A 23,525-nucleotide genomic window follows, 5' to 3' on the forward strand; every position below is an offset into this window, starting at 1 on the left:
CTTTTTAGATAGCCATGATCTCTTTGTCTTTTGCTGCGCAATGTTTGTCTATCCCGACGATGTTTTTGTCCGTCAGCACCTGTACGTCTGCTTCTGCATCTTTGGCGGTATCTTCGCTTAATCCGTCTTTCTGTAATTTTTTGATGGCCTCAATAGCATCGCGGCGGATGTTGCGGATGGCCACTTTCGCGTGTTCTCCTTCACCATTCACTCTTTTCACCAGTTCTTTGCGGCGTTCTTCTGTAAGCGGGGGCAGGAATAAGCGGATGATGATACCATCGTTCTGCGGGTTCAGCCCGATGTTCGATGCAATAATGGCTCTTTCGATCGGCTGAAGCATGTTTTTTTCCCAGGGCTGTATGGTGAGGGTACGGGCATCCGCCACGCTCACGTTGGCCACCTGGTTCAGCGCGGTGGGGGAACCATAATAGTCTACGAAAATGCCGTCCAGGATCTGGACATTGGCTTTACCGGCGCGTATCTTGGTCAGCTCGGTTTCCAGGTGCGAAATAGCCTTTTGCATGGAATCGTTAGCGTCATCCAGGATTAAATTAAGTTCGTCTTGCATAAGAAATAATACTTAAAGTGCTTGCAAACCTACATGAAATCTTTTAATCATCAAAGGATGAGCGTAGTTGGAATAGCCGGTACGGGTGCGGTTTATTTGTCCTGCAGTACAGATTCGGTGTTGACGCGCAGGATCTTAGGCTTCGTGATACTCGGCCTGTTGTCAAGTGCTTCGGTGGCAGGCACCATAACGGGCTTGGGCATTTCTTTCCGTTTTTTCAGGTAAAACAGAACGGTAGTGGCTCCAAACGCCAGGCCGCCGGTGAGCAGCAGCAGGTTGGTAGTACCTATGTCCCGGAGGCTGCACGCCATCACAATAAAGCCGATATTTGACAATACAGCGATGAGGGTAGCCTGTCCGTGGCTGAGGCCCAGCGCCAGCATGTAGTGATGAATGTGGTGGCGGTCCGCTGTAAAGGGAGAGCGCCCGCGGCTCATCCTGATGGCAAACACCCTGAGCGTATCGAACAGGGGAATGATAAGGATGGCGAAAGCGATAGCCGGCACAGACTGAAGCGGTAAGGTCCCGGCGGGATTGCCGGCCACTTCAATAAATTTTACGATCATGGTGGCGTTTACCAATCCTACGAGCAGTGAGCCGGTGTCGCCCATGAATATCTTTGCGGGAGTAATGTTATAGATCAGGAAAGCCGCCAGGCCGGCAGCCAGTGAAAAGCCCATTACAGCGTAGAGGACTTCATTCACATACAAAAAGTAAGCGCCCAGCACGGCGGAAACCAGGAGGCCGACGCTACCCGCCAGCCCATCTATACCGTCAATCAGATTGAATGCGTTTACCACTACGATGAAAGTGAAGTAGGTCAGCAGCAGGCTGAAATGGTAAGGCAGCTCCCCGATGCCGAATGCACCGTACATGTTCTGTATCTGCAGGTTGCCCAGGTAGATGATGGTGAAAGCTGCCACCAGCTGGCCTACCAATTTTTTAACGGGAGAAAGGCCAACGATATCATCTTTCATACCAACGATGAAAATGATGAAAAATGCCGCCAGAAGATATTGCAATGGAAACGCTTGCTGCGCGGGGGCACAAACTGCGGTGGCCAGCACAAAACCAGCAAAGAATCCTAGACCACCTAAAGTGGGGATCCGTATTTTATGCGATTTGCGCTCATCTGGTTCGTCATAAAGATGTTTCAACTCTGCCACCCTGATCAGCACCGGGATAGCAAAATAGGTTATAACGAAACTCAGGACAGTCGCGATAATTACATTCTCCATACGGGGGGTTGTGGTGCAAAGATATTAATTTCAGCGAAATGCGTATCAAAAAATTTTAAAACTCAAGGAATTATACCATCCCCGGAAAAAAACACTCAATACGCTGAGAATCTGGGTAATTTCTTATTACTTTTGCGGCTCATAAAACGCCAATTATCATGCCAGAACTGAAAGATATCGCCACGCAGATCAGGCGGGACATTGTACGGATGGTACATGCCGTACAAAGCGGGCACCCCGGTGGTTCCCTGGGCTGTACGGAATTCTTTACCGCCTTGTATTTCAAGGTGATGGAGCACACACCCGTACCCTTCGATATGGATGGTAAGGACCAGGATCTGTTTTTCCTGTCAAACGGACACATTTCCCCCGTGTTCTACAGCGCCCTGGCCAGGTCCGGTTATTTCCCGATATCTGAACTGGCTACATTCCGTAAAATTGACTCCCGCCTGCAAGGCCACCCCACCACCCATGAGCACCTACCCGGTATAAGGGTAGCAAGCGGCTCCCTGGGCCAGGGTATGAGCGTTGCTCTCGGCGCTGCCCTCAGCAAAAAGCTGAATAAAGATTCCAAGATCGTCTACTCACTCCATGGCGACGGCGAGTTGCAGGAAGGCCAGAACTGGGAAGCCATCATGTTTGCCGCGCATCACAAAGTGGATAACCTCATCTCCACCGTTGACTACAACGGCCAGCAGATCGACGGCCCCACGGACAAAGTGATGAGCCTTGGCGACCTGGATGCCAAGTTCTTTTCCTTCGGCTGGAAAGTGCTCCAGATGAATGGTAACGATATGGATGATGTACTTGCCACCCTGGCAAAAGCAAAAAGCCTGACCGGCAAAGGCCAGCCCATCGTTATTCTCATGAAAACAGCCATGGGTAAAGGCGTGGACTTCATGGAAGGTTCCCACGAATGGCACGGCATCGCCCCCAACGACGAACAGCTGGCCAAAGCGCTGGCACAGTTGCCGGAAACGCTGGGCGATTATTGATCCGCATTTATTCGTATTAAAATACAGAGCGTGCCCGTGAGGCACGCTTTTTTTATGCATACCGTTGAAAAAGCGGTCCCTTTTTTAATGGCTGCGCCCGCTGCGCAGTGACGATGGGCACTTTCAGGGTATCTGCCGTGCCAGGTTATATGAAAAAGAACTGCGAAGGCCTTTGCGTTCCGCAATATTCTGCAGGGATGGATGGGCTGTCAGGTAGCCTTGAGCGTGATCTCTTGCCTGGCGGCCCTTTGGGCGGGGTACCAGCTGGCCAGTATACCGATCACAAGGATGGTTACGCTTACCAGGATGAAGTCTTCATAATGCATTTCCACCGGGAAAGCATCTATCAGGAAAGAGCCGCCCCCGAGCTTGATGAGCCCGAAATGCTGCTGCAATAAACAGATGGTAATGGCGAGGCTGAACCCGATGACGCTGCCCGCGCCCGCAATGATGAGGCCTTCCGTGAGGAATATCCGCTGGATCAGGCTGTTCCTCCCTCCCATGGCTTTGAGGATGGTAATATCTTTTTGTTTTTCGATCACCAGCATAGACAGGGAGCCGATCATATTAAACGCCGCGATCACCAGTATAAAACTGAGGAATACGTATACCACCCACTTCTCCGTCTGCATCACGTTGTAAATGGTTGCGTTCTGCTCCACGCGGGTTTGCACTTTTACATTTTCGCCCAGCAGCTCCTGCAATGCGCGTTTGGTCTTTTTCTCCGAAAAGCCCGGCAGCAGGGATATTTCAAGGGAGGTCACTTCTCCGGGCTGCATATCCAGCAGGTTACGGAGGAAGCTGATATCCACCAGCACATATTTGCTGTCGAATTCCTGCTGAATGGCGAAAGTGCCGGCAGGATAGATGGTGCCTGAATTGACGGCCTGCTCAGGCAGACCGGCGCTGAAACCGGCTTCGTCCCTTTTGGGCATATAAACGTTCACGGGTACACTGCTATGCTCCACATCCACACCCAGCGCGCTTTCTATACCCAGGCCCACTACCGCCTGGTAGCCCTGCTCATGCGAAATATCATACGCGCCGCGGATGACCTTATCCTGCACACCGGCCACATGCGAAAAAGCGCTGTCCACTCCTTTTAATACCGCGATCGTTTGTTCGTTCCCGTTGCGCAGCACCGCTTTTTCCTCGATGCTCGCGGAAAGGTTTGCCACGCCGCGGGTCTGGCTCACAGCTTTTAACTGTTCAGGTGTAAAAAGGATGGTTTTGCCTGTAACGGGCACAACTTTTAAAGTGGGGTAAAAAGAAGAATACAGCGATTTCACCAGGCCGGTAAAACCATTGAATACGCTCAGCACCGTGATGAGAGCGGCGGTACCTACGGCAATAGCACCAACGCTTACCCACGCAATGATATTGATAGCACTGGTGGATTTACGGGCGCGGAAGTAACGAAGTGCGAATTGCCAGATCATTTATTTCTTCTCTTCATTGATCTTTTTAAAGAGCTCTTCCATCTTAAACACGTGATCCAGCGTATCGTCCAGGAAGAAAGTAAGTTCGGGCACGCGGCGGAGCTGTTTGCCCACGCGGTTGCCGAGGTCGCGGCGGATCTCGCTCATCTTCTCGTTCATCCTGCCCAACATCTCTTCGGGGGATTTGATCTGGAACATACTTAAATAAACCCGCGCCTCCAGCAGGTCGGGGGTCATTTTAACGGAAGAGATCGAGATCATCCCTCCTTCTGTTACATTGAATCCCATACGCATAAAAATGTCGCTGAGTTCCTTTTGCACCAGCTGCCCTACCTGTTTTTGCCTTTTTGTTTCCTGCATTTTTTCTATATTAAGCTGTACTCTCAATCCTCCCCTTGTGGGAATTGCTCAAAAATAACCAATTTTAGCGGTTCGCAGCATCTCCCGCCTCAGCACTTTATGGTATCATTTTTGGAGCTTAGGAGCGTGCCAAACGGTACCTTATTTGTTCATCAAACTAATTGACACCTATGATTTCCGTAATTATACCAGTGCTCAACGAAGGCGCTACCATACGCCAGGTAATCAAGACGATCAGGAAAACCTCCAGGCCTATAGAAATTGTTGTGGTAGATGACAATTCAACGGATCATACGGTTGAGGAAGCCCTTAAAGAAAAAGTGCGCGTGATCACGAGCAGCCAGCGCGGCAAAGGCATTTCGATGCGGGAAGGCATGATGGCCGCGAAACATGACATTATCATGTATGTGGATGGCGACATTCTTACCTATCCCGATCAACTCGTGGAATTACTGACGGATGCGATCGTAAACGAGGAAGCGGATTTTGTCAAATCATATTTTGAAAGACAGGCCGGACGTGTAACGCAGCTTGTCGCAAAACCGTTGCTGAGCATACTTTTCCCGGATCTGGCCGGGTTCAACCAGCCGTTGAGCGGCATGATCGCCGCGCGTAAATCGTTTTTACAGAAAGTTCATTTTGAAAATGATTATGGGGTAGACATCGGGTTGCTGATAGACATGCACCTGAGCGGCGCGCGCATCAAGGAAGTGAACATCGGCAGGCTGGAAAATGCCATGCAGACCTGGGAGCAGCTTAGTAAAATGAGCCGCGAAGTATCCCGCACCATTCTCAAAAAAGCGGAGAGCATTCCTATACAGAACCTCGAAACGCTGGGTAACATCAATATCATCCGCGAGCAGATGGAATATTCCATCCTCGAGTCCATCGACAAGCTGGAGAAGATGGTGATCTTTAACCTGGACGAAACCGTGTTCACCCAGAATTACACCTACCTGGCCGCAGTGGCCTTTGAGCAGGAAGAATCGCTGGTGCAGGTGCTCCAGCATTACCCGGACCCGATGTCCATCATCAGGCGCTCCGCCGCACTGTTCCAGGGGCGCAACCTCGCGGAATTGCTGGAAGTGGCGGACGATATCCCCATAACGCCGGACATCCGGCATGTGATCCGCGAACTGAAGCGGCGTGGATATATCTGTGGTTTTATCACGGACGGTTTCGAGTGTGTGGCTAATCATATGAAAAATAAGCTGGGTGCGGATTTCGCGTTTGCAAACCGGCTTCACCTGGTGCACAGCGTAGCCACCGGCGAAGTGAGCATTCCCGATTATTTCCTGCGGGGGAGCGGCGCCGCGGCGGTGTACGACAAAAGCAATATCCTGAAATACATTTCGGAGAAATACCACATCCAGCCGCAGAACGTGATATATGTGGGCAACGGCGAGAGCGACAGTAAGATGTTGCAGGAAGCGGGTATTGGTGTGGCGTACCATCCCCAATATGTAGAGGCTGCAACTGTGGCGGATAAAATCATCGAAGACGTTTGTATGGCGCCGTTGCTGGACATTGCAGTGGCGAGCCAGGAAAAAAATATAATCCGCTGGCCGACCAAAAAGCAGGTGCGCAACATCGGGCTGGGAAGCCTGGCGGCGCTGGCTACGGCAGGACTGATATACCTGGCAGCGCGGCAGGTGCGTAAGGCGTTTCAGCCGGACCATGATGAGGATACGCAATTAAAACCTGCGTGACCTATTGCAAATTTTTAATTCCCTTCATTTTTCTGAGATATTATCGGCCGGGCTTGAGAAAGTCCCGGCCTTTTTTCTGTGCCCGGGTGTCCGTTCCTCCTACTTTCGTATGGCAATCGCGGTGGATGATTGCAATTCATGATCGATGACGGAGACCGGGTTCTCCCGGTCTCTTGATTTCTTGAGGTTAATCGGGTTAGTCCTGCCGGAGGAATTTAATGCAGCGCCGTATTTCGGGAATTTGGTTCTTCATAAGCATAACTGTTCTATAAGGCGCTTTACGGCATTAACATTTTTACTGATGCAGGATTTAACATGGATGTATGAAAAAGGGCCGTCCTTTTGGACAGCCCTTCATTTTTATTCTTGCAGATGCCTGACCGGAGCCGGGGCATTATTTGCTTTTTGCGAGTTTGGCTTCGATGCTGAGGGTAGCATGCGGCACCGCTTTCAGGCGGGCTTTTTCGATCAGCTTGCCGGTTACACGGCAGATACCGTAAGTTTTGTTTTCGATACGCACCAGGGCTTTTTCCAGGTGATCAATGAACTGGATCTGGCGGCTGGCCATCTGGTTCAGCTGTTCACGTTCCTGTGAGCCGCTGCCGTCTTCCATGCTCATGTATTTGTTTTCAGTATCGTCTGTACCTGCTTCATCCTTGCGGGTGATCAGGCCCTGGAGGTATACCAGTTCTTTTTTGGCCGCTTCCAGCTTCTTCATGATGATCTCCCTGAATTCCTGTAATTCGGGGTCGCTGTAACGATATATCGGGCCGGTAGGAGCTTCCGGCTGATCCAGTACTGATTTCGTGAATTCCGGAGAGTAAGTCACGGTTTTCATCATCGGGCGGCTGCCGGAGGCTTTGGAAGGAGTTCTGGAAGACGGTTTCTCAGTAGTCCTTCTGGCAGGTTCTTCTACCCTGGTCTTTTTTACTGGTTCCTTGTCTGACTTATCCTGTTTACTCTTTGATGCCATTATATCTACTTTTTCTACGGGTTTAGAAATAAACGGTTCGGGCGGTGGTGATTGTCTTTCTGCTGGTTTGCTGGCAACTACGGGAGCAGGCTTCGCCTTGGGCGCCGGAGCTGCCGGGGCCGCCTTCTTTACAGGGGCTTTGACAACAACAGCCGGTTTTTTCGCCGCAGGAGCTTTAACGGCCGGTGCTTTCGCCGGCGCGGATTTCACTGCTTTGACGGGCTTTTTGGCTACTTCCGCCTTCTTTTTGGCGGGAACTGCTTTCGAAGGGGCTGCTTTTGCCGCTACTTTCTTCACCGCTGCTTTTTTTGGAGCGGGCTTCGCTGCTTTAGGCGCCGCCTTTTTTGCGGCAGCTTTTTTGGGCGCAGCCGCAACCTTCTTAGCAGGCGCCGGTTTGGACGCCGCTTTTTTCGGTGCAGCGGCAGCCTTCTTAGCTACAGCCTTCTTGGCAGGAACCGCCTTCTTGGTAGTTTTACTAGCAACCTTCTTCTTTGTTGCCATGGGATTAGCTTTTTTTGTTAACTAATACGTTGAATTTAAGATCGTTAACTTCTACTTCTATGCCCTCCTGTAATTGCGGCACTATTTCCAAACTATCTGCCAAAATTTCCGTGCAAATATAGTCATTAAAGTTAATTATCGCCGATTTCAGGGCTTCCACGTCAGCCACTTTTACAGCAATACGGTCAGTCAATTCAAAATCACTGTCCTTCCGTATCTTCTGAATCCGGTTAACCAGCTCACGCGCATTGCCTTCGTCCAATAAATCAGGGGTGATGGTGATATCAAGCGCTACAGTCAGCGAACCTTTGTTCGCCACCGTCCATCCGGGAATGTCTTCCGAAATAATCTCAACATCGGTTAACTGAATCGGAATTTGCTCATTCTCAATTATTAAGCCAAAACTGCCGTCCTTCTCCAACTGGGAAATCTCCTGCTGCGTAAATGCGCTGATCGCACCCGCCACTGCCTTCATTTTGGCTCCCATACGGCTGCCCAGAGTCTTAAAGTTTGGCTTAATCTTTTTCTTGATAAAACCTTCGGTTTCCGTAAGATACTCAATACTTTTTACATTCACTTCGCTTTTTACCAAATGTTCGATCAATTCCAACTGCTCCAACATATGAGGGTTCAGAACCGGGATCAGTATCTTTTGTAAAGGCTGTCTTACCCTGATATTTGTCTTTTTCCTAAGGCTCAGCACCAGCGACGAAACGTCCTGCGCCAGCTGCATCCTTTCTTCCAGGTCCGGGTCTATCGCGGCGGCGTCCGCAACGGGGAACCTCGTGAGGTGTACGCTTTCTTCCGGCTGACGGCCGCTTACGCTGTTCAGGTTGCGGTACAGCCAGTCCGTAAAGAACGGGCTCACCGGCGCCATCAGCTGCGCGATCTTCTCAAGGCATTCATACAGCGTCTGGTACGCGCTGATCTTATCATGCTCATACTCCCCTTTCCAGAACCGGCGGCGGCAGAGGCGAACGTACCAGTTGCTCAGGTGCTCGTCCACAAATTCCTGTACCGCGCGGCCCGCCTGGGTGGGCTCGTAGTCCTCCAGGCTGGTGGTCACCTGTTTCACCAGGGTGTTCAGCAGGGAAATGATCCAGCGGTCGATCTCCGGGCGCTGCTCCAGCGGGATGTATGCTTCCTTGAACCCGAAATTGTCCAGGTTCGCGTACATCGCGAAGAAGTTATATGTATTATATAATGTACCAAACAGTTTCCGCTGTACTTCCCTGATCCCCTCCACGTCAAATTTCATATTGTCCCAGGGCGAGGCGTTCGTGATCATATACCAGCGGGTGGCATCGGCGCCAAACTGCTGGATGGTGGTGAACGGGTCCACCACATTGCCCACGCGTTTACTCATTTTGTTGCCGTTCTTATCCAGCACCAGCCCGTTGGAAACGACGGTCTTATACGCCACGCTGTCGAAAAGCATCACGGCGAGGGCATGAAGTGTGTAAAACCATCCACGGGTCTGATCCACACCTTCCGCGATAAAGTCCGCCGGGAAAGCCTGGCCTTTTTCCAGCATCTCTTTATTTTCAAAAGGATAATGCCATTGGGCCACGGGCATGGCGCCTGAATCGAACCAAACGTCTATCAGGTCCGGCTCGCGGCGCATCGGTTTGCCGGTGGAGCTCACCAGGATGATATCGTCCACGTAAGGTTTATGCAGGTCCAGGATGCCTTCGTGGAGGTAATGTTTGTTCACATCGCCGCCCAGTACTTCATTTGCAAGACGGATGCCATCATTCAGTTCAGCGATACTGCCGATGCAGATCTCTTCGGTGCCGTCTTCCGTGCGCCAGATGGGCAGCGGGGTACCCCAGTAGCGGCTGCGGGAAAGGTTCCAGTCCACCATGTTCTCCAGCCAGTTGCCGAAGCGGCCGGAGCCTGTCACGGCAGGTTTCCAGTTGATGGTCTTGTTCAGCTCCACCATCCTGTCCTTCACGGCCGTCGTTTTGATGAACCATGCATCCAGCGGGTAATACAGCACGGGTTTGTCCGTACGCCAGCAATGCGGGTAGGTGTGCTCGTATTTTTCCACTTTAAAGGCGCGGTTCTCCTTTTTCAGTTTAACGGCTATATCCACGTCCACGTCCTTATAGTCCGGGTCGTTCTTATAATCTTTTACGTAACGGCCGGAGAATTCACCCACATTGTCGGTGAATTTACCCTGGCGGTCCACCAGGGTGAGGATGCCGATGCCGTACTTTTTACCGACGCGGTTGTCGTCCGCGCCAAAGGCGGGAGCGGTATGCACGATGCCGGTACCATCTTCGGTGGTCACGAAGTCACCGATCAGCACGCGGAAAGGATCGCCTTCCTCGGGTTTGGCAAAAGGCAGCAGCTGTTCGTAACGGATGTTCTCCAGTTCGCCGCCTTTAAAATTGGCCAGTATTTTCCAGGGGAGGATCTTATCCTCCGCCTTATATGCTTCAAAATCAGCGTTCTCCCCTTCCGGCTTAAAATATTTGCCGGCCAGGTCCTTCGCCAGTATTACATTGACGGGCAGGTGAGTGTAGGGGTTGAAGGTTTTTACCAGTACGTAATCGATATTGGCGCCAACAGTCAGGCCCAGGTTGCTCGGCAGCGTCCAGGGGGTGGTGGTCCAGGCGAGGAAAAACACCTCATTGGAACCGGCTGCGTCGAACAGGAATTGTGAGCGTTCAGACTTTTCAGCCTTGAACATGGCCACAATGGTCGTGTCTTTTACATCCTTATAGGTACCCGGCTGGTTCAGCTCATGGGAACTGAGACCGGTGCCGGCAGCCGGAGAATACGGCTGGATGCTGACACTTTTATATAACAGTCCTTTTTTATACAGTTGTTGCAGGCACCACCAGAGGCTTTCGATATAAGAATTGTCGAAAGTGATATAAGGATGTTCAAGATCAACCCAATAGCCCATTTTACGGGTCAGGTCTTCCCATTTATCTTTATACTTCAATACTTCTTTGCGGCAGGTGTCGTTATATTCAGCGATGGAGATCTTTTTGCCGATATCTTCCTTGGTGATACCGAGGGCTTTTTCAACACCCAGCTCCACAGGGAGGCCATGGGTATCCCAGCCGCTCTTCCTTTTTACCTGGAAGCCCTGCATGGTTTTGTACCGGCAAACGAGATCTTTCAAAGCGCGGGATATCACGTGGTGGATACCGGGGAGGCCGTTGGCGCTGGGAGGGCCTTCGTAAAATACGTAGGGTGCCGCACCATCGCGGTTGGCGATGCTTTTTTCAAAAATCTGGTGCTTTTCCCACGCTTGCAGTATATCCTGTTCTATTTGCGGTAAATTCAGTTGATTGTATTCCTGATATTTGCTGGACATAAACAATTTCCCACCCGGGTGCTTAAGTTTGGTATTTAAAATTCTGCGAAGTTACGAAAATACGGGCAGGTTTCAGAGTAAGGCAGGCGGTGATAAAAAATAACAGAATTATGAAAAAAATGCCGGCAAAATTGAGTAATTTGCAATAAACTATGCAAACAATGCGTTTTTGGCATTGTTTTGGTTAGGATTCTGAAGAGTCTAACGCGATTATAAACCATATCTTTTATGAAAAAAGTAACGTTATTAATATGCGCTGCCATCTTCACATCCGGCATAGCGTTTTCACAGCAGAAATCATCTAAAAAAACCAAAACAGTAGCTAAAAAGGTGGAAGCACCGGCACCTGTTAAAGACGCATTTACACAAAATGCCGAATTTGCAGGAGCAGCAGATGCACAGTGGGCTAAAACCTCCGGTGGCAACTGGATCGCTTCATTCAACAGGGAAAACGTGAAGACCGCTGTTGAATACAATGCAGAAGGCACCTGGGTAGCTACCCGCAGCACTTTCGAGACAGGCAATCTGCCCGAAACTGTTTTGGGAACATTAAAGAACAAATATCCCTCCGCAGTTGTTAAAGAAGGGTGGAAAATTGAAAGAGCGGATGTGGCACCATATTTTAAAGTAAATATCGACGATAACGGGACTGCCAAAACCGTACTGTTAAACGATGCTGGCACTATTGTTGATTAAGATATTTGCCAACAAAGACATTCATTAAGTATTTCATAGGTATAGGGATAAATAGGACAGACCCTGCTCTTTTGGGCGGGGTTTTTCTTTTGTCTTAAATGATTGCTTCGTTGCCCCACCCGCTTTAGCCCCGCTACTCCCCGCAATGACGATTAGAAAAATAAAAAAAGCCGTCACAGAAAAGTAACGGCTTTATGCAAATTACGGTGGAAAAACTTACGGACTGGCGATGCAAATTCTTAGGTCTTGTGGTGTTTGATATTGCACTGCTTTTTATAATGGCTTTACTATCGTCTGCAAGCTTTCCTCTTAGGTCAAATCTGATAAGGAAGCTTATGAGGACCGCCGGATAGACATCCAAAGATCGTAACACAAAGAAAGTACAATCCGCGGTGAGCGCGTTATCAAATCGGGAAAAGTAATGATCGTAAAAGGAAAAACCGCTTAACGCAGCAGTAACTCACACGGTTTCAGGCCCGTATGTTTTTTGAATGCGGTGGAGAAATGGGAAATGCAGGAGTATCCCATCATGATGGCTACCTCCGAAACGGACAAGCCTCTTTCATACAACAGGCCTTTGGCCTTTTCCATTCTTTCTTTCTGGAAATAATCGTAAATGGTGGTACCGAATACGGCTTTGAAGCCTTTTTTGAGGTAACATTCGTTCATGGCCACCCTTCTCGCCAGGTCGCGGATCGTGATGGGCGCGTCCAGCTGCTCCAGCAGGATGCTGCGCGCCTTTTCGATCTTCTCGCGGTCTTCCAGGTGCGTCAGGAAGCGGCAACCGTAGCGCTCGTCCGTGTCATTCTGGATGAACTGGTCCGAGCTGAACAGCAAAAGCTCCAGGGCTTTGCTTTGCAGGAAGATATTTTTCAGTATCCCTTCGTAATTATGGTGTACCATCTGCTCCAGTACCGCTTTGCTTTTGGTGCAGGGCTGGATGGTCTTTACAAAAGGTTTTTTGGATTGAAGCTCGAAAAGAGAAAAAGAAGTGTTCCCTTTCTGGAGGGATTGTATAAAGGCAGGCTGGAAACGTACGGTGATCATATCCACGGAAGGCAGCTTGGTGTTGCAATCCTCATGTTTATGGCCTTCCATACACACCTTGTCCGTACAATTGGTTTTCTGACAGTATTTGTTTCCCGCTACACAGTACCGTAGCTCGATAGCCGCACTTTTTCCCCGTTTTGCGGGCTGGTACACCACCATTGCCACATCTTCCACAGGTAACGGGCGCTCGTAAACGAAACGTTGAAGGGAATAATCCAGACAGTCAGGAACCGATACGTTATCGGCCTCAGCAAGCTGCAGTTGGTCGCCCATGGCGGGCTGCGGGATGGCGAGTGCTAGTATTTCCTGTACTTCCTTCATATGTTGCGACACAAAATTAACGAATCGTAGTTATAATTCTTACAGTTTGACAAAGCTGTTACAAATCCCGGCCGGTACAGGGGAATTGGTATAACTTTAGCAACAGTAACAACACATGAAGAAGTTCTGGAAGATCATACTAACGGTAGCGGCTATTCTCGCCGCGGTGGTACTGGGTACCGGGTGGTACCTGAGCATTCACTGGAAAGGCTTAATGGACAAGGAACTGCGGCGGTACGTGAGCGAAGGCTCAGACAGCCTCTACACCCTGGCCTATGGCAAGATCAGCCTCAACCTGCTCACGGGCAGCGTGGGCATAGAAAATGTGGCCCTGCTGCCGGACAGCGTGGTATACGCCCGTCTTGTGGCGGAACAGCGGGCGCCGCAGGTGATCTACAACACCAATGCGCGCCGGGTAAGGGTTTCCGGGCTTAAGATCTGGCGGTACTTCATCGGCAAGGAGGTGGATGCAGGCGCGTTTACGCTTACAGACCCCGAGATCACCATCGTACAGGACCTCCGCAGCCGCGATACCACGCCCAAACGGAGCTTCTACGCCTCCATAAACGAACAGATACACAACTTCAGCATCGGGCGGATAGACCTGTCCAACACCCGGCTGTCCTACATACAGATCAGGGAGGACAGCAGCCGGAAGATCACGAAGCTGGAAAACCTCGACGTACAGCTGCGCGATCTGCAGATCGACTCCCTCACTGAAAAAGATCTTAACCGCGTGCTTTATGCGCAGAACTTTGACATTACCCTCCAGAAATGGGATTACCGCACGCCGGACAGCCTGTACTGGCTGCATGTGAAGAATATCAGCTACAATGCCGTGGAAAGGGCACTGGAAGTGGAAAGCCTGGAGCTGGAGCCCCGTTATAACAAAGCGGATTTTGACAAAAAGATCGTAACACAGAATGACCGCTTCGAGCTGACGCTCAATCATATAAAAGGAGAAGGCATCAGGCTGGAAGACCTGTTACAGCAGGCCTTTTTCATCAAAAAAGCCAGTATAGACGGCGGCGAGCTGCACGCTTACCGGAACCGGAACCTTCCCTATCCGCCGGGAGATAAATATGGCGGCTTCCCGAACCAGCTGCTGGACAAGCTGCAATTACCTTTAACCATAGACACACTCAAAGCCCAGGGCATTCACATCACCTATTCCGAACTCAGCCCCCAGACCGGTGAGACCGGCAAGATCGAGTTCCACCAGGCAGGCGGCACCTTCACGCATATTACCAACCAGGATTCACTGGTGAAAGCCAACAATCACTGTACGGTAGACCTTCATGCCATACTGATGCGGACCGGCAAACTGAAGGCACGTTTTGATTTTATACTCGGCGACAAGTCCGGCGCCTTTGGCGTGTCCGGCCAGCTCCGGGATATGGACGGCCGGGAAATGAACCCCGCCACGAAGCCGCTCGGCGAAGTGTCCATCCGATCGGTCAATATCCACGAGATGGATTTTGAATTCCGGGGCAATGAAAAATACTGCTCCGGCACGCTGAAACTCCTGTACGACGATCTCAAGATCGATTTCCTCAAGGACATGAAGGATAATAAAGGAAAGAAGCGGAAAAAGGGGCTGGTCAGTTTTATTGCCAACCTGATGGCGCTGCACAACGAAAACCCCACGCCGGACAGGCCGGTGCGGATTGCGAAGCCCCGGTTTACCCGCGACCCCAAAAAATCGTTCTTTAACCTGGTGTGGAAGACTATTTTCACCGGCATCAAAGAAACGGTGCTGACGGACGCGGCTTCGGGACTGATGTAAAGGAGACGCTACCGGCTACCGGACCGGCGCAAAAGGCCCGGGTAAACGGACCGTTTCAGCCATGCAAAAAAGCGGGCAGCGGGAGGGGATTTTGGGGGAATAATCCGGCCGGCTCCCGGCACAAACGATCATATATAAAGCATAAATATTCTCCATATATAACCCTGCGGCAATTCCGCAATTCACAACCTGTCCACACCCCTTAAATAAGGCCTTTTTTTCATGGAAATTAGGCTGATTTTGCGTACATTTGCTGGATTGTCTACCAATTTGTTAAAAATAGATTTTCAGCTAAAAATATGAGTGAAGAACTAGTGCAAACAACTACCCCCAGCAACGGTTATGATGCGGGTAGTATTCAGGTATTAGAAGGGTTGGAAGCGGTGCGTAAACGTCCTGCCATGTATATTGGCGATATCGGGTTTAAAGGTTTACACCACCTCGTATATGAAGTAGTCGATAACTCTATCGACGAAGCGCTCGCCGGATATTGCAAAAACATCGAGGTAACGATCCTGGAAGACAATTCCATCCGTGTGAAAGACGATGGCCGTGGTATTCCTACCGGCATTCACGCCAAAGAAAAACGTTCCGCTCTGGAAGTAGTAATGACCGTACTGCACGCTGGTGGTAAATTCGACAAGAACACTTACAAGGTATCCGGCGGTTTGCACGGTGTGGGGGTGAGTTGCGTGAACGCCCTCAGCGATCCTTTACATGTAACGGTTCACCGCGAAGGCAAGATCTTTGAGCAGGAGTATAAAATGGGCCATCCCCAGTACAGCGTGCGCGAGATCGGAGACAGCGACCTCACCGGCACTATCACACACTTCAAGCCAGACGCCACCATCTTCACCGAAACCACTTACAACCGGGAAACCCTTGCAGGCCGTCTCCGTGAACTGGCCTTCCTGAACAGGAAGATCCGCATCACGCTCACAGACGAGCGCGAGAAGGACGAAAACGGCAACTCTTTCAGCGAAGTATTTTACAGCGAAGGCGGTATCATCGAATTCGTGGAGCTGATGGACAAAAACGGCCGCCGCAACTCACTGGTGCCCCGCCCCATCTATGTAGAAACGCATGACGCAGCTTCCAATGTGGCTGTGGAAGTGGCTATCCTCTACAACGATTCTTTCAACGAGCACATTTTTTCCTACGTTAATAATATCAATACCATCGAAGGCGGTACCCACGTGGCCGGCTTCCGCAGGGCTATCACCCGCGTGTTCAAATCCTATGGCGATAAGAACAAGATGTTTGAGAAATCGAAGGTGGAGGTAACGGGAGATGACTTCCGTGAAGGTCTCAGCTGTATCGTGAGCGTAAAAGTTCCCGAGCCGCAGTTTGAAGGCCAGACCAAAACCAAGCTGGGTAACTCAGACGTAATGGGTATCGTGGACAGCGCCGTGGCCAATGTACTGAACGATTACCTGGAAGAAAATCCCCGCGAAGCCAAAATCATCATCAACAAAGTGGTGCTGGCAGCCCAGGCGCGTGAAGCAGCCCGCAAGGCGCGCCAGATGGTTCAGCGCAAGAGCGTGATGACCGGCAGCGGCCTCCCCGGTAAACTCGCGGATTGCTCGGACAACGATCCCACCAAATGCGAACTGTACCTTGTCGAAGGAGACTCGGCGGGTGGTACCGCCAAACAGGGCCGTAACCGTAACTACCAGGCCATCCTGCCGCTGCGCGGTAAGATCCTGAACGTGGAGAAAGCCCTGGAGCACAAGATCTACGAGAACGAAGAGATCAAGAATATATTTACCGCCCTTGGCGTGACCATTGGCACACCGGAAGACGAAAAAGCCCTGAACCTCAGCAAGTTGCGCTATCATAAGCTGATCATCATGACGGATGCCGACGTGGACGGTAGCCACATTGCCACACTGATCCTCACTTTCGTGTTCCGTTACATGAAAGAAATGGTAGAGCAGGGGTATGTATACCTCGCGCAACCGCCGCTGTACCAGGTGAAAAAAGGTAAAGACCATATTTATGCCTGGACAGATGACCAGCGCAAAGCGGCCGTAACCAAACTGGCCGGCGCGGGCAAGGAAGACAGCGTAACCATCCAGCGTTATAAAGGTCTGGGTGAGATGAACGCCGAGCAGCTCTGGGATACGACCATGAACCCGGACGTTCGTACCCTGAAACAGGTAACGATCGACAGCGCATTTGAAGCCGACCGTGTCTTTACCATGCTGATGGGCGATGAAGTACCTCCGCGCAGGGAATTCATTGAGTCTCACGCGAAATACGCTAAGATCGACGCATAAGTATTTAAATATTGAAAGAAGGCCGGAACATGTTCCGGCCTTCTTTGTTATATATTTTCAGCCATCCTTCCCATCTCCTTCTCCCTGTTTTATCTCCTTCCTGGCACCCTTCCAACGGGGTTAGAACGCTTTTACTCCGCTTTTACAACACTATGTGAGGTAAGTTTTACGTAGGTTCAAGGCAGGTCAGACCATGGTTTTAGCCCGGTTACAGGGCAGTTAGAACAGGTTTATTTGTCTTTTTCCCACTATTACCGCTACATTAATTAAGATTTTATTTATAAAATATTTTTATAATCTGTAAAGTTGTTATATATTGCACGCAGATCATAACCTATACCGACAGTAATAACGTACCTATGAAAACCAGATATTTCCTCCCGGCTATCGGCCTGATTGCCGGCTTATGCTTCACCGCGTGCGAAAAGAAAGATCCGTTCAAGGATAACAAAAGCGAAGGGTATCTCACCCTGAAGCTGGACGGGCAGGAACTGACGATCACCAAACAGCTGACCGGCAGCCTTCACGACACAGCCTCCAACGCCATGCTGGTGGTAAGCGGTATGACCAATGACAATCAACTGGTAACAGTAAACATCCTTTTCCCTAACAAACAACTGAAACCCGGCACATACGCCCTGGATCTGAACGGTTTTAACTCCCTCGGATGGATGAAAACCCTGGGTTCCGCGGAAAGTTATGCGGCGGACGATCTTACCCTGGGCGCATCTTCCAGCATCATCATTGAATCCGTGAGCGAAAAGGCCGCAAAAGGCACTTTCTCCGGCGTTATGATCCATGATGTGGACGAGACCAAAAAGAAAACCATTACCGAAGGCAAATTCGATGTAACGGTGCTGAAATTATACTAAAGGAGCTTTTAATATACCATGTCCTATTTATCCCAACTTACCTGATTTGATGCCGAGGCATCAAGTAGCAAAATAGAAATGAAAGACAGTTTTAAACGACAGTAGAACAAGTCATCCGTCTTCCGGCGCATGTGACTCAACCAGACAAGACAAAGAAAAAGGGCTACCAGTGACGACTGGAAGCCCTTTTTCCTTTTTATCAGTATTATCTTATTTGATACCGAACACGGCCTTGATCTCCGCACGTACTTTGATCGTTTTGAAATCGATGTTGGAATCCGGAGCGCCGCCAGCCATATCAGCAGACGCTTTGTATGCTCTCATGTTTGCCATTTCCGGGCGCACGTCGCTGTACTGGTCCGTGTTAAATTCCTGGATCTCGATCACGTTGCCGATTTTTTCATCGATGGCGGACAACAGGTATTCAGCTTTGGCTTTCGCAGCTTTCAGTGCGTTTATTTTTACCTGTTTGCGGTACTCTTCCATTTTGCTGCTGGAGAAAGAAGCGATGTTCACGCTTTCGATACCTTCTTCATCTACAGCCGCAAGGATGCCGTTGATCTTATCCAGCCTGTTCAGCTTGAGGCGGTATTGTTTACGCGCCATGAAGTCTTCGGCTGTTTTTTTCTTTTTCCACCACTGGTCGTAGTTATAACCAAATACGTTCTCGATGGTGAAGTTTTCTTTGGCTATGCCAGCAGCTTCCACAGCTTTCTGCAACTGTGATTCCAGTGTGGTGATCGCTACTTTCTGCGTTTTGTTTTTCATGTATTCGCGCAGGGTGATGTTCAGCCAGATCTCATCGGGCGTGATCTCGATCTCCGCGGAACCGTTCACTTCGATCTTTTTAACCGGGGGTTTGGTTTCGGTAGTCTGGGCGAAGGATGTAGCTGTCATAGTGAGTGCCATTAATAATACGGTTAATCTTTTCATTGCTTTCAGTTTTAAATTCACAGTCAGGATGCAGGGGAATATCAGGTTTCCATATGCCCTTGCAGGCTTTAACTTTTTTTTGTGTTTTTAGTCAGGTTAATAATGAGGGTGTAACGTTCGGGGCAAAGATATGTTACAATTGACTAACTGCGTGCATCCGTCATTTTGCGGAGGAAACTGTGGAGATCGTTCATGTTCTTGATGCGGTCTACGATCAGCATGAAGTTTTTACCTATCTGTTTGAGGCGTGCGTTATTGGTACGCGTTTGAATATAATGCAGGATATGCTGGAACGTGGGCGATTCGAAATACGGGCTGTCCGGGTTGTTGATAAAATAACAGCGCAGCGTTTCATCTTTCAGGATCATCTTTTCAAAGCCCAGCTCTATCGCCATCCAACGGCTCCGGATCATCGTAAACAGGTCCGCTACAGGCTCGGGAACGGGGCCGAAGCGGTCTTCCAGGCCGGTGATGAATTCCTGGAGTTTGTCTTCTTTGGTGATATTGTCCAGCTCCTGGTAGAGGTTGAGTCTTTCCTGGATGCTTTCCACGTAGGAATCGGGGATGAGTATTTCCAGGTCGGTGTCTATCGTACAGTCGTTGATGAAGTCCTTCTTCTCTTCCAGCTGTTCTTTGAACAGGTCTTTGAAGTCGGTTTGTTTCAGCTCACGGATGGCTTCGTCCAGTATCTTTTGGTACATGTCAAAACCGATCTCTGTGATGAAACCGCTTTGCTCGCCGCCCAGCAGGTTACCCGCGCCACGGATGTCCAGATCGCGCATGGCTATCTGGAAACCGCTGCCCAGCTCGCTGTGCTGTTCCAGTGTGGAGAGGCGTTTGCGGCTGTCCGCCGGCAGCGTGCTCATAGGCGGCGCCAGCAGGTAACAGAACGCTTTTTTATTGCTGCGCCCTACCCTTCCGCGCAACTGGTGCAGATCGCTCAGGCCGAAGTGATGGGCGTTGTTGATAATAATGGTGTTCGCATTGGAAATATCCACACCGCTTTCCACGATATTGGTACATACCAGCACGTCATACTTGCGGTCGATGAAGTCCATGATCACTTCTTCCAGCTTATGCCCTTCCAGCTGGCCATGCGCGGTGGCAATGCTCAGGTCCGGGCACAGCTCCTGTATAAGGCCGGCCATTTCCCGCAGGCCGTTAATGCGGTTATGAATAAAATATACCTGGCCGCCACGCTCTGTTTCGTAATAGATCGCATCACGGATCTGGTCTTTGTCGAACACCAGCACTTCTGTTTCGATCGGCTGGCGGTTTGGCGGCGGCGTATTGATCACGGAAAGGTCGCGGGCGCCCATGAGGGAGAACTGCAATGTTCTCGGGATAGGCGTGGCCGTTAGTGTGAGGGTATCCACGTTCACTTTCAGCGTCTTCAGCTTTTCTTTCGCGGTTACGCCAAACTTCTGTTCTTCGTCTATCACCATCACGCCAAGGTCTTTGAACTTCACTTCTTTTCCCAGCAGCGCATGCGTGCCGATGATGATGTCCACCTTTCCTTCTTCCAGGCGTTTGAGTGTTTCTTTCTTTTCTTTCGCGGATTTGAAACGGTTGATGTAGTCCACTGTACAGGGGAAATCTTTCAACCGGTCTGAAAATGTTTTGTAGTGCTGGAAAGCGAGGATGGTGGTAGGTACCAGTATAGCGGCCTGTTTGCCGTCCACCACAGTCTTGAACGCGGCGCGCACGGCTACTTCGGTTTTACCAAACCCAACATCGCCGCATACCAGCCTGTCCATGGGCGAAGCGGATTCCATATCGCGCTTCACGTCCGCGGTGGCTTTGCTTTGGTCGGGCGTGTCTTCGTATATAAAAGAGGCTTCCAGTTCTGTTTGCAGGTATGTGTCCGGCGTATGCGAAAAGCCTTGCTGGGCTTTACGCGCGGCGTAAAGTTTGATCAGGTCTTTGGCGATGTCCTTTACTTCGGTCTTCGCTTTTTCCTTCAGTTTCTCCCAGGCATCGCTGCCGAGTTTGTTCACTTTCGGCGCTACGCCTTCTTTGCCGGTGTATTTGCTGATCTTGTGCAGTGAGTTGATGTTCACATACAACAAGTCGTTGTTTTTGTAAATGATACGGATGGCTTCCTGCATCTTGCCGCCGGATTCTATCTTCTGCAGGCCACTGTACACACCCACACCATGATCGATGTGCGTCACGTAATCGCCGGGTTGCAGTTCCTTCAGCGTTTTGAGGGTGATCGCTTTGTTTTTATTATAGGCCTGCTTCACCTTGTATTTGTGATAACGCTGGAAGATCTGGTGGTCCGTATAACACACCACTTTCAGATCGTTATCGATAAACCCCGTGCTGATGGCGACGGGTATCGGGTGGAAGGGCAGGTCCGCCTTCAGGTCTTCGAAGATGCTGCGCAGGCGTTCCAGCTGGCGCGGGTTTTCGGCGAAGATGAAGATGGAGGATTTGGTGGCGTTGTGTTTGCCGAGGTCTTTTATGAGCAGGTCGAACTGGCGGTTGAACACCGGCTGTTCAGCAGTATGGTAAGCGATTTCCTGTACGCCCGCGGGTACGCTGTCAAAATTAAAATGCGGGCCGAACACCACACATGAGCGTTTCAGCAGTTGCCGCATCAGCGTTTCGGCGGTTTCAAAATCCTCGCCGGTGAGCTGCATGTCTTCATCTTCGTTCACACGCACCTTGTTGCCGGTCTGCAACCAGTCCGCCAGGCGTTCTTCCATCTGCCCTATCACACCTTGTACGTAAGCCGGATCTTTGACCCATACGACGGTGTTTTCCGGCAGAAAGTCCGGCAGGCTCATTTTCTGGTGTGTAACAGCCCGGGTGTCCATATTGGCGATGAGCGTCACCTGCATGAGCTTGCGCTCGCTGAGCTGGGTTTCCGGGTCGAAGAGGCGGATGGAATCCACTTCATCGCCGAACAGCTCCATGCGGTAAGGTTTTTCGTTGCCGAAGGAGTAGATGTCCAGGATGCCGCCGCGTACGGCGTACTGGCCGGGGCCGTATACAAAGTCCGAGTGCTCAAATCCCCAGCCCACCAGTTTTTCCAGCAGGGCGTCCACCCTGAGGTTTTCGCCCACTTTTACGTTCACCATATTGGCGTTGTAAGCGGTGTTGCCGGCTACTTTTTCGTAAAGGGCTTCCGGGTAGGTGACGAGCACTTTTTTGTGCACGTTGCCGCCGGTGAGTTTCATGAGCGCTTCGGTGCGCAGCATGCTGTGACTGCTGTTGTATTCCTGGAACTGCCCGGTCTTTTTGAAGGAATCCGGGAAATAGAAGATATCCAGTGCCTGGGTAAGCTGTTCAAGGTCGTTGTGAAAGTAGGCGGCCTCTTCCTTGTCGTTCAGGATGAAGAGGTGGTTCAGGTCTGTGGCGTTCCAGGTGGCGGAAGCGACAAAGGCCGCGGCGCTGCCGGTAAGGCCTGTGAGGTGAAAATAGCCGGGTCTGGGCAATATGATCCCGTCCGCCAGTGATTTCAGGCGGGGATCGCGCTCATATAACTGTAAAACACCCTGCAAATTCATGAAGATGGCAAAGATAAGGCATTTTGGACAGATGCTATTTCCTGTCCGTTTCGGTTATTGTTAATTTTTTGCGTAATTTAATTGGAGGTCAACGTCTGATAAAAGTTCAATTCAATTTACATAAATCCTTCATACATGTCCGAACAATGGTATACAGGCGTGGTAACGAAGATTGTGAATGAGACGCATAATACGAGGAGGTACTGGATCCGCATCCCTGAAAAGGCCGCTTTTGAGTTTAAACCGGGCCAGTTTGTAACCCTGGACCTCCCGATCCACGAAAAGAAAAACAAACGATGGCGGAGTTATTCCATCGCGAGCCATCCCAACGGTTCCCCGGAGATCGAACTGGTGATCGTGCTGCTGGAAGGCGGCGCGGGCACCACTTACCTTTTTAACGAGATCCGCGAGGGGAGCGAGCTGCTGTTGCAGGGACCCCTGGGCAAGTTCACCCTGCCGGAGCCTATGGAAAAGGACCTGTTCCTCGTCTGCACCGGTACGGGCATCGCTCCTTTCCGCTCCATGGTGCACCACCTTCATCTTCACCAGCTGCCCCATCCCAATATCTACCTCATTTTCGGGGTACGGTACGAGAAGGATATGCTGTACAAGGAAGAAATGCGGAAACTGGAAGCTGAAATGCCCGGGTTCCACTACCTCCCCACCCTTTCCCGCGAAGACCATCCTTCCTGGACGGGCCGTAAGGGTTACGTGCATTCCGTGTACGAAGAGCTGCTGGCGGACCGCAGGCCGGCCAACTTTTTCCTTTGCGGCTGGAAAGCGATGATAGACGAAGCGAAGCAGAAGATCACGGCGATGGGGTACGACCGGCATGATATTCATTTGGAGTTGTATGGGTAGTCTGTGTCTTTAAATTTAACGGTAAGCCAATGTTGGCCAGAAAAGGGCGTCATTGCGAGGAGCAGCGGGGATTTTGTGCAGGAGGCGCGACGAAGCAA

17 protein-coding genes are annotated in these 23,525 nt (G+C 50.6%); 8 read left to right on the plus strand and 9 right to left on the minus strand.

The window, feature by feature from the left end:
• Nucleotides 1-4: 4 nt before the first annotated feature.
• A complete protein-coding gene (frr, locus tag EG028_RS15590; protein WP_120517487.1) occupies nucleotides 5-568 on the minus strand; it encodes a ribosome recycling factor in 564 nt (187 codons plus the stop codon).
• Nucleotides 569-660: 92 nt separating this feature from the next.
• Nucleotides 661-1,806, minus strand: a complete 1,146-nt coding sequence (locus EG028_RS15595; protein ID WP_120517488.1) for a glycosyltransferase family 4 protein — start codon at nucleotides 1,804-1,806, stop codon at nucleotides 661-663.
• Between the two features lie 158 nt (nucleotides 1,807-1,964).
• Here EG028_RS15595 and EG028_RS15600 point away from each other — a divergent pair, with 158 nt between their 5' ends.
• Nucleotides 1,965-2,801: a transketolase gene (locus EG028_RS15600; protein WP_120517489.1), complete on the plus strand. Its 837-nt coding sequence runs from the start codon at nucleotides 1,965-1,967 to the stop codon at nucleotides 2,799-2,801.
• Nucleotides 2,802-3,010: 209 nt separating this feature from the next.
• Here the strand turns inward: EG028_RS15600 and EG028_RS15605 are convergent, their stop codons facing one another.
• Nucleotides 3,011-4,240, minus strand: a complete 1,230-nt coding sequence (locus tag EG028_RS15605) for an FtsX-like permease family protein (RefSeq protein WP_120517490.1) — start codon at nucleotides 4,238-4,240, stop codon at nucleotides 3,011-3,013.
• Nucleotides 4,241-4,600 carry a 30S ribosome-binding factor RbfA gene (rbfA, locus tag EG028_RS15610; protein ID WP_120517689.1) on the minus strand — a complete coding sequence of 120 codons (360 nt, stop codon included), beginning with the start codon at nucleotides 4,598-4,600 and terminating at the stop codon, nucleotides 4,241-4,243.
• Between the two features lie 170 nt (nucleotides 4,601-4,770).
• Between rbfA and EG028_RS15615 the strand changes: the two genes are divergently transcribed.
• The gene (locus EG028_RS15615) at nucleotides 4,771-6,309 is read left to right on the plus strand and encodes a glycosyltransferase (protein WP_120517491.1); all 1,539 of its coding nucleotides are present in this window, start codon (nucleotides 4,771-4,773) and stop codon (nucleotides 6,307-6,309) included.
• Nucleotides 6,310-6,703: 394 nt separating this feature from the next.
• On the opposite strand, the gene EG028_RS27900 is transcribed toward EG028_RS15615, so the two are convergent.
• Nucleotides 6,704-7,282, minus strand: coding sequence for a TraR/DksA family transcriptional regulator (locus EG028_RS27900; protein WP_241559144.1), 579 nt, complete (start codon nucleotides 7,280-7,282; stop codon nucleotides 6,704-6,706).
• Between EG028_RS27900 and EG028_RS27905 the strand changes: the two genes are divergently transcribed.
• Nucleotides 7,248-7,808: a hypothetical protein gene (locus tag EG028_RS27905; RefSeq protein ID WP_241559145.1), complete on the plus strand. Its 561-nt coding sequence runs from the start codon at nucleotides 7,248-7,250 to the stop codon at nucleotides 7,806-7,808. The two genes, EG028_RS27900 and EG028_RS27905, sit on opposite strands and share 35 nt — an antisense overlap.
• On the opposite strand, the gene ileS is transcribed toward EG028_RS27905, so the two are convergent.
• Nucleotides 7,788-11,114 (minus strand): isoleucine--tRNA ligase, encoded by a 3,327-nt coding sequence (ileS, locus tag EG028_RS15625; protein ID WP_120517493.1) that lies wholly within the window; start codon nucleotides 11,112-11,114, stop codon nucleotides 7,788-7,790. The genes EG028_RS27905 and ileS overlap by 21 nt on opposite strands.
• A gap of 228 nt (nucleotides 11,115-11,342) precedes the next feature.
• Between ileS and EG028_RS15630 the strand changes: the two genes are divergently transcribed.
• Entirely contained in the window at nucleotides 11,343-11,810 is a 468-nt protein-coding gene (locus EG028_RS15630) for a PepSY-like domain-containing protein (protein ID WP_120517494.1), read from the plus strand.
• Nucleotides 11,811-12,254: 444 nt separating this feature from the next.
• Here EG028_RS15630 and EG028_RS15635 read toward each other — a convergent pair whose 3' ends face one another.
• On the minus strand, nucleotides 12,255-13,181 hold the full coding sequence (locus EG028_RS15635; RefSeq protein ID WP_120517495.1) for a helix-turn-helix domain-containing protein: 927 nt from the start codon (nucleotides 13,179-13,181) through the stop codon (nucleotides 12,255-12,257).
• Between the two features lie 115 nt (nucleotides 13,182-13,296).
• On the opposite strand from EG028_RS15635, the gene EG028_RS15640 reads away from it, so the two are divergent.
• The 3 genes from EG028_RS15640 (at nucleotide 13,297) to EG028_RS15650 (ending at nucleotide 18,118) form a co-directional block, all read left to right on the plus strand.
• On the plus strand, nucleotides 13,297-14,967 hold the full coding sequence (locus EG028_RS15640) for an AsmA family protein (RefSeq protein ID WP_120517496.1): 1,671 nt from the start codon (nucleotides 13,297-13,299) through the stop codon (nucleotides 14,965-14,967).
• Nucleotides 14,968-15,266: 299 nt separating this feature from the next.
• Nucleotides 15,267-17,246 (plus strand): DNA topoisomerase (ATP-hydrolyzing) subunit B, encoded by a 1,980-nt coding sequence (gene gyrB / locus EG028_RS15645; RefSeq protein WP_120517497.1) that lies wholly within the window; start codon nucleotides 15,267-15,269, stop codon nucleotides 17,244-17,246.
• 359 nt (nucleotides 17,247-17,605) lie between these two features.
• On the plus strand, nucleotides 17,606-18,118 hold the full coding sequence (locus EG028_RS15650; protein ID WP_120517498.1) for a hypothetical protein: 513 nt from the start codon (nucleotides 17,606-17,608) through the stop codon (nucleotides 18,116-18,118).
• A gap of 210 nt (nucleotides 18,119-18,328) precedes the next feature.
• On the opposite strand, the gene EG028_RS15655 is transcribed toward EG028_RS15650, so the two are convergent.
• Together EG028_RS15655 and mfd are read right to left on the minus strand one after the other, a co-directional pair.
• On the minus strand, nucleotides 18,329-19,051 hold the full coding sequence (locus tag EG028_RS15655; RefSeq protein WP_120517499.1) for an SIMPL domain-containing protein: 723 nt from the start codon (nucleotides 19,049-19,051) through the stop codon (nucleotides 18,329-18,331).
• Between the two features lie 143 nt (nucleotides 19,052-19,194).
• Nucleotides 19,195-22,566, minus strand: coding sequence for a transcription-repair coupling factor (gene mfd, locus EG028_RS15660; protein WP_120517500.1), 3,372 nt, complete (start codon nucleotides 22,564-22,566; stop codon nucleotides 19,195-19,197).
• 135 nt (nucleotides 22,567-22,701) lie between these two features.
• Here mfd and EG028_RS15665 point away from each other — a divergent pair, with 135 nt between their 5' ends.
• Nucleotides 22,702-23,427: a ferredoxin--NADP reductase gene (locus EG028_RS15665; RefSeq protein ID WP_120517501.1), complete on the plus strand. Its 726-nt coding sequence runs from the start codon at nucleotides 22,702-22,704 to the stop codon at nucleotides 23,425-23,427.
• The last annotated feature ends 98 nt before the right edge of the window (nucleotides 23,428-23,525 follow it).

This window comes from Chitinophaga barathri (assembly GCF_003807585.1).
GTDB classification, from domain to species: Bacteria; Bacteroidota; Bacteroidia; order Chitinophagales; family Chitinophagaceae; genus Chitinophaga; species Chitinophaga barathri.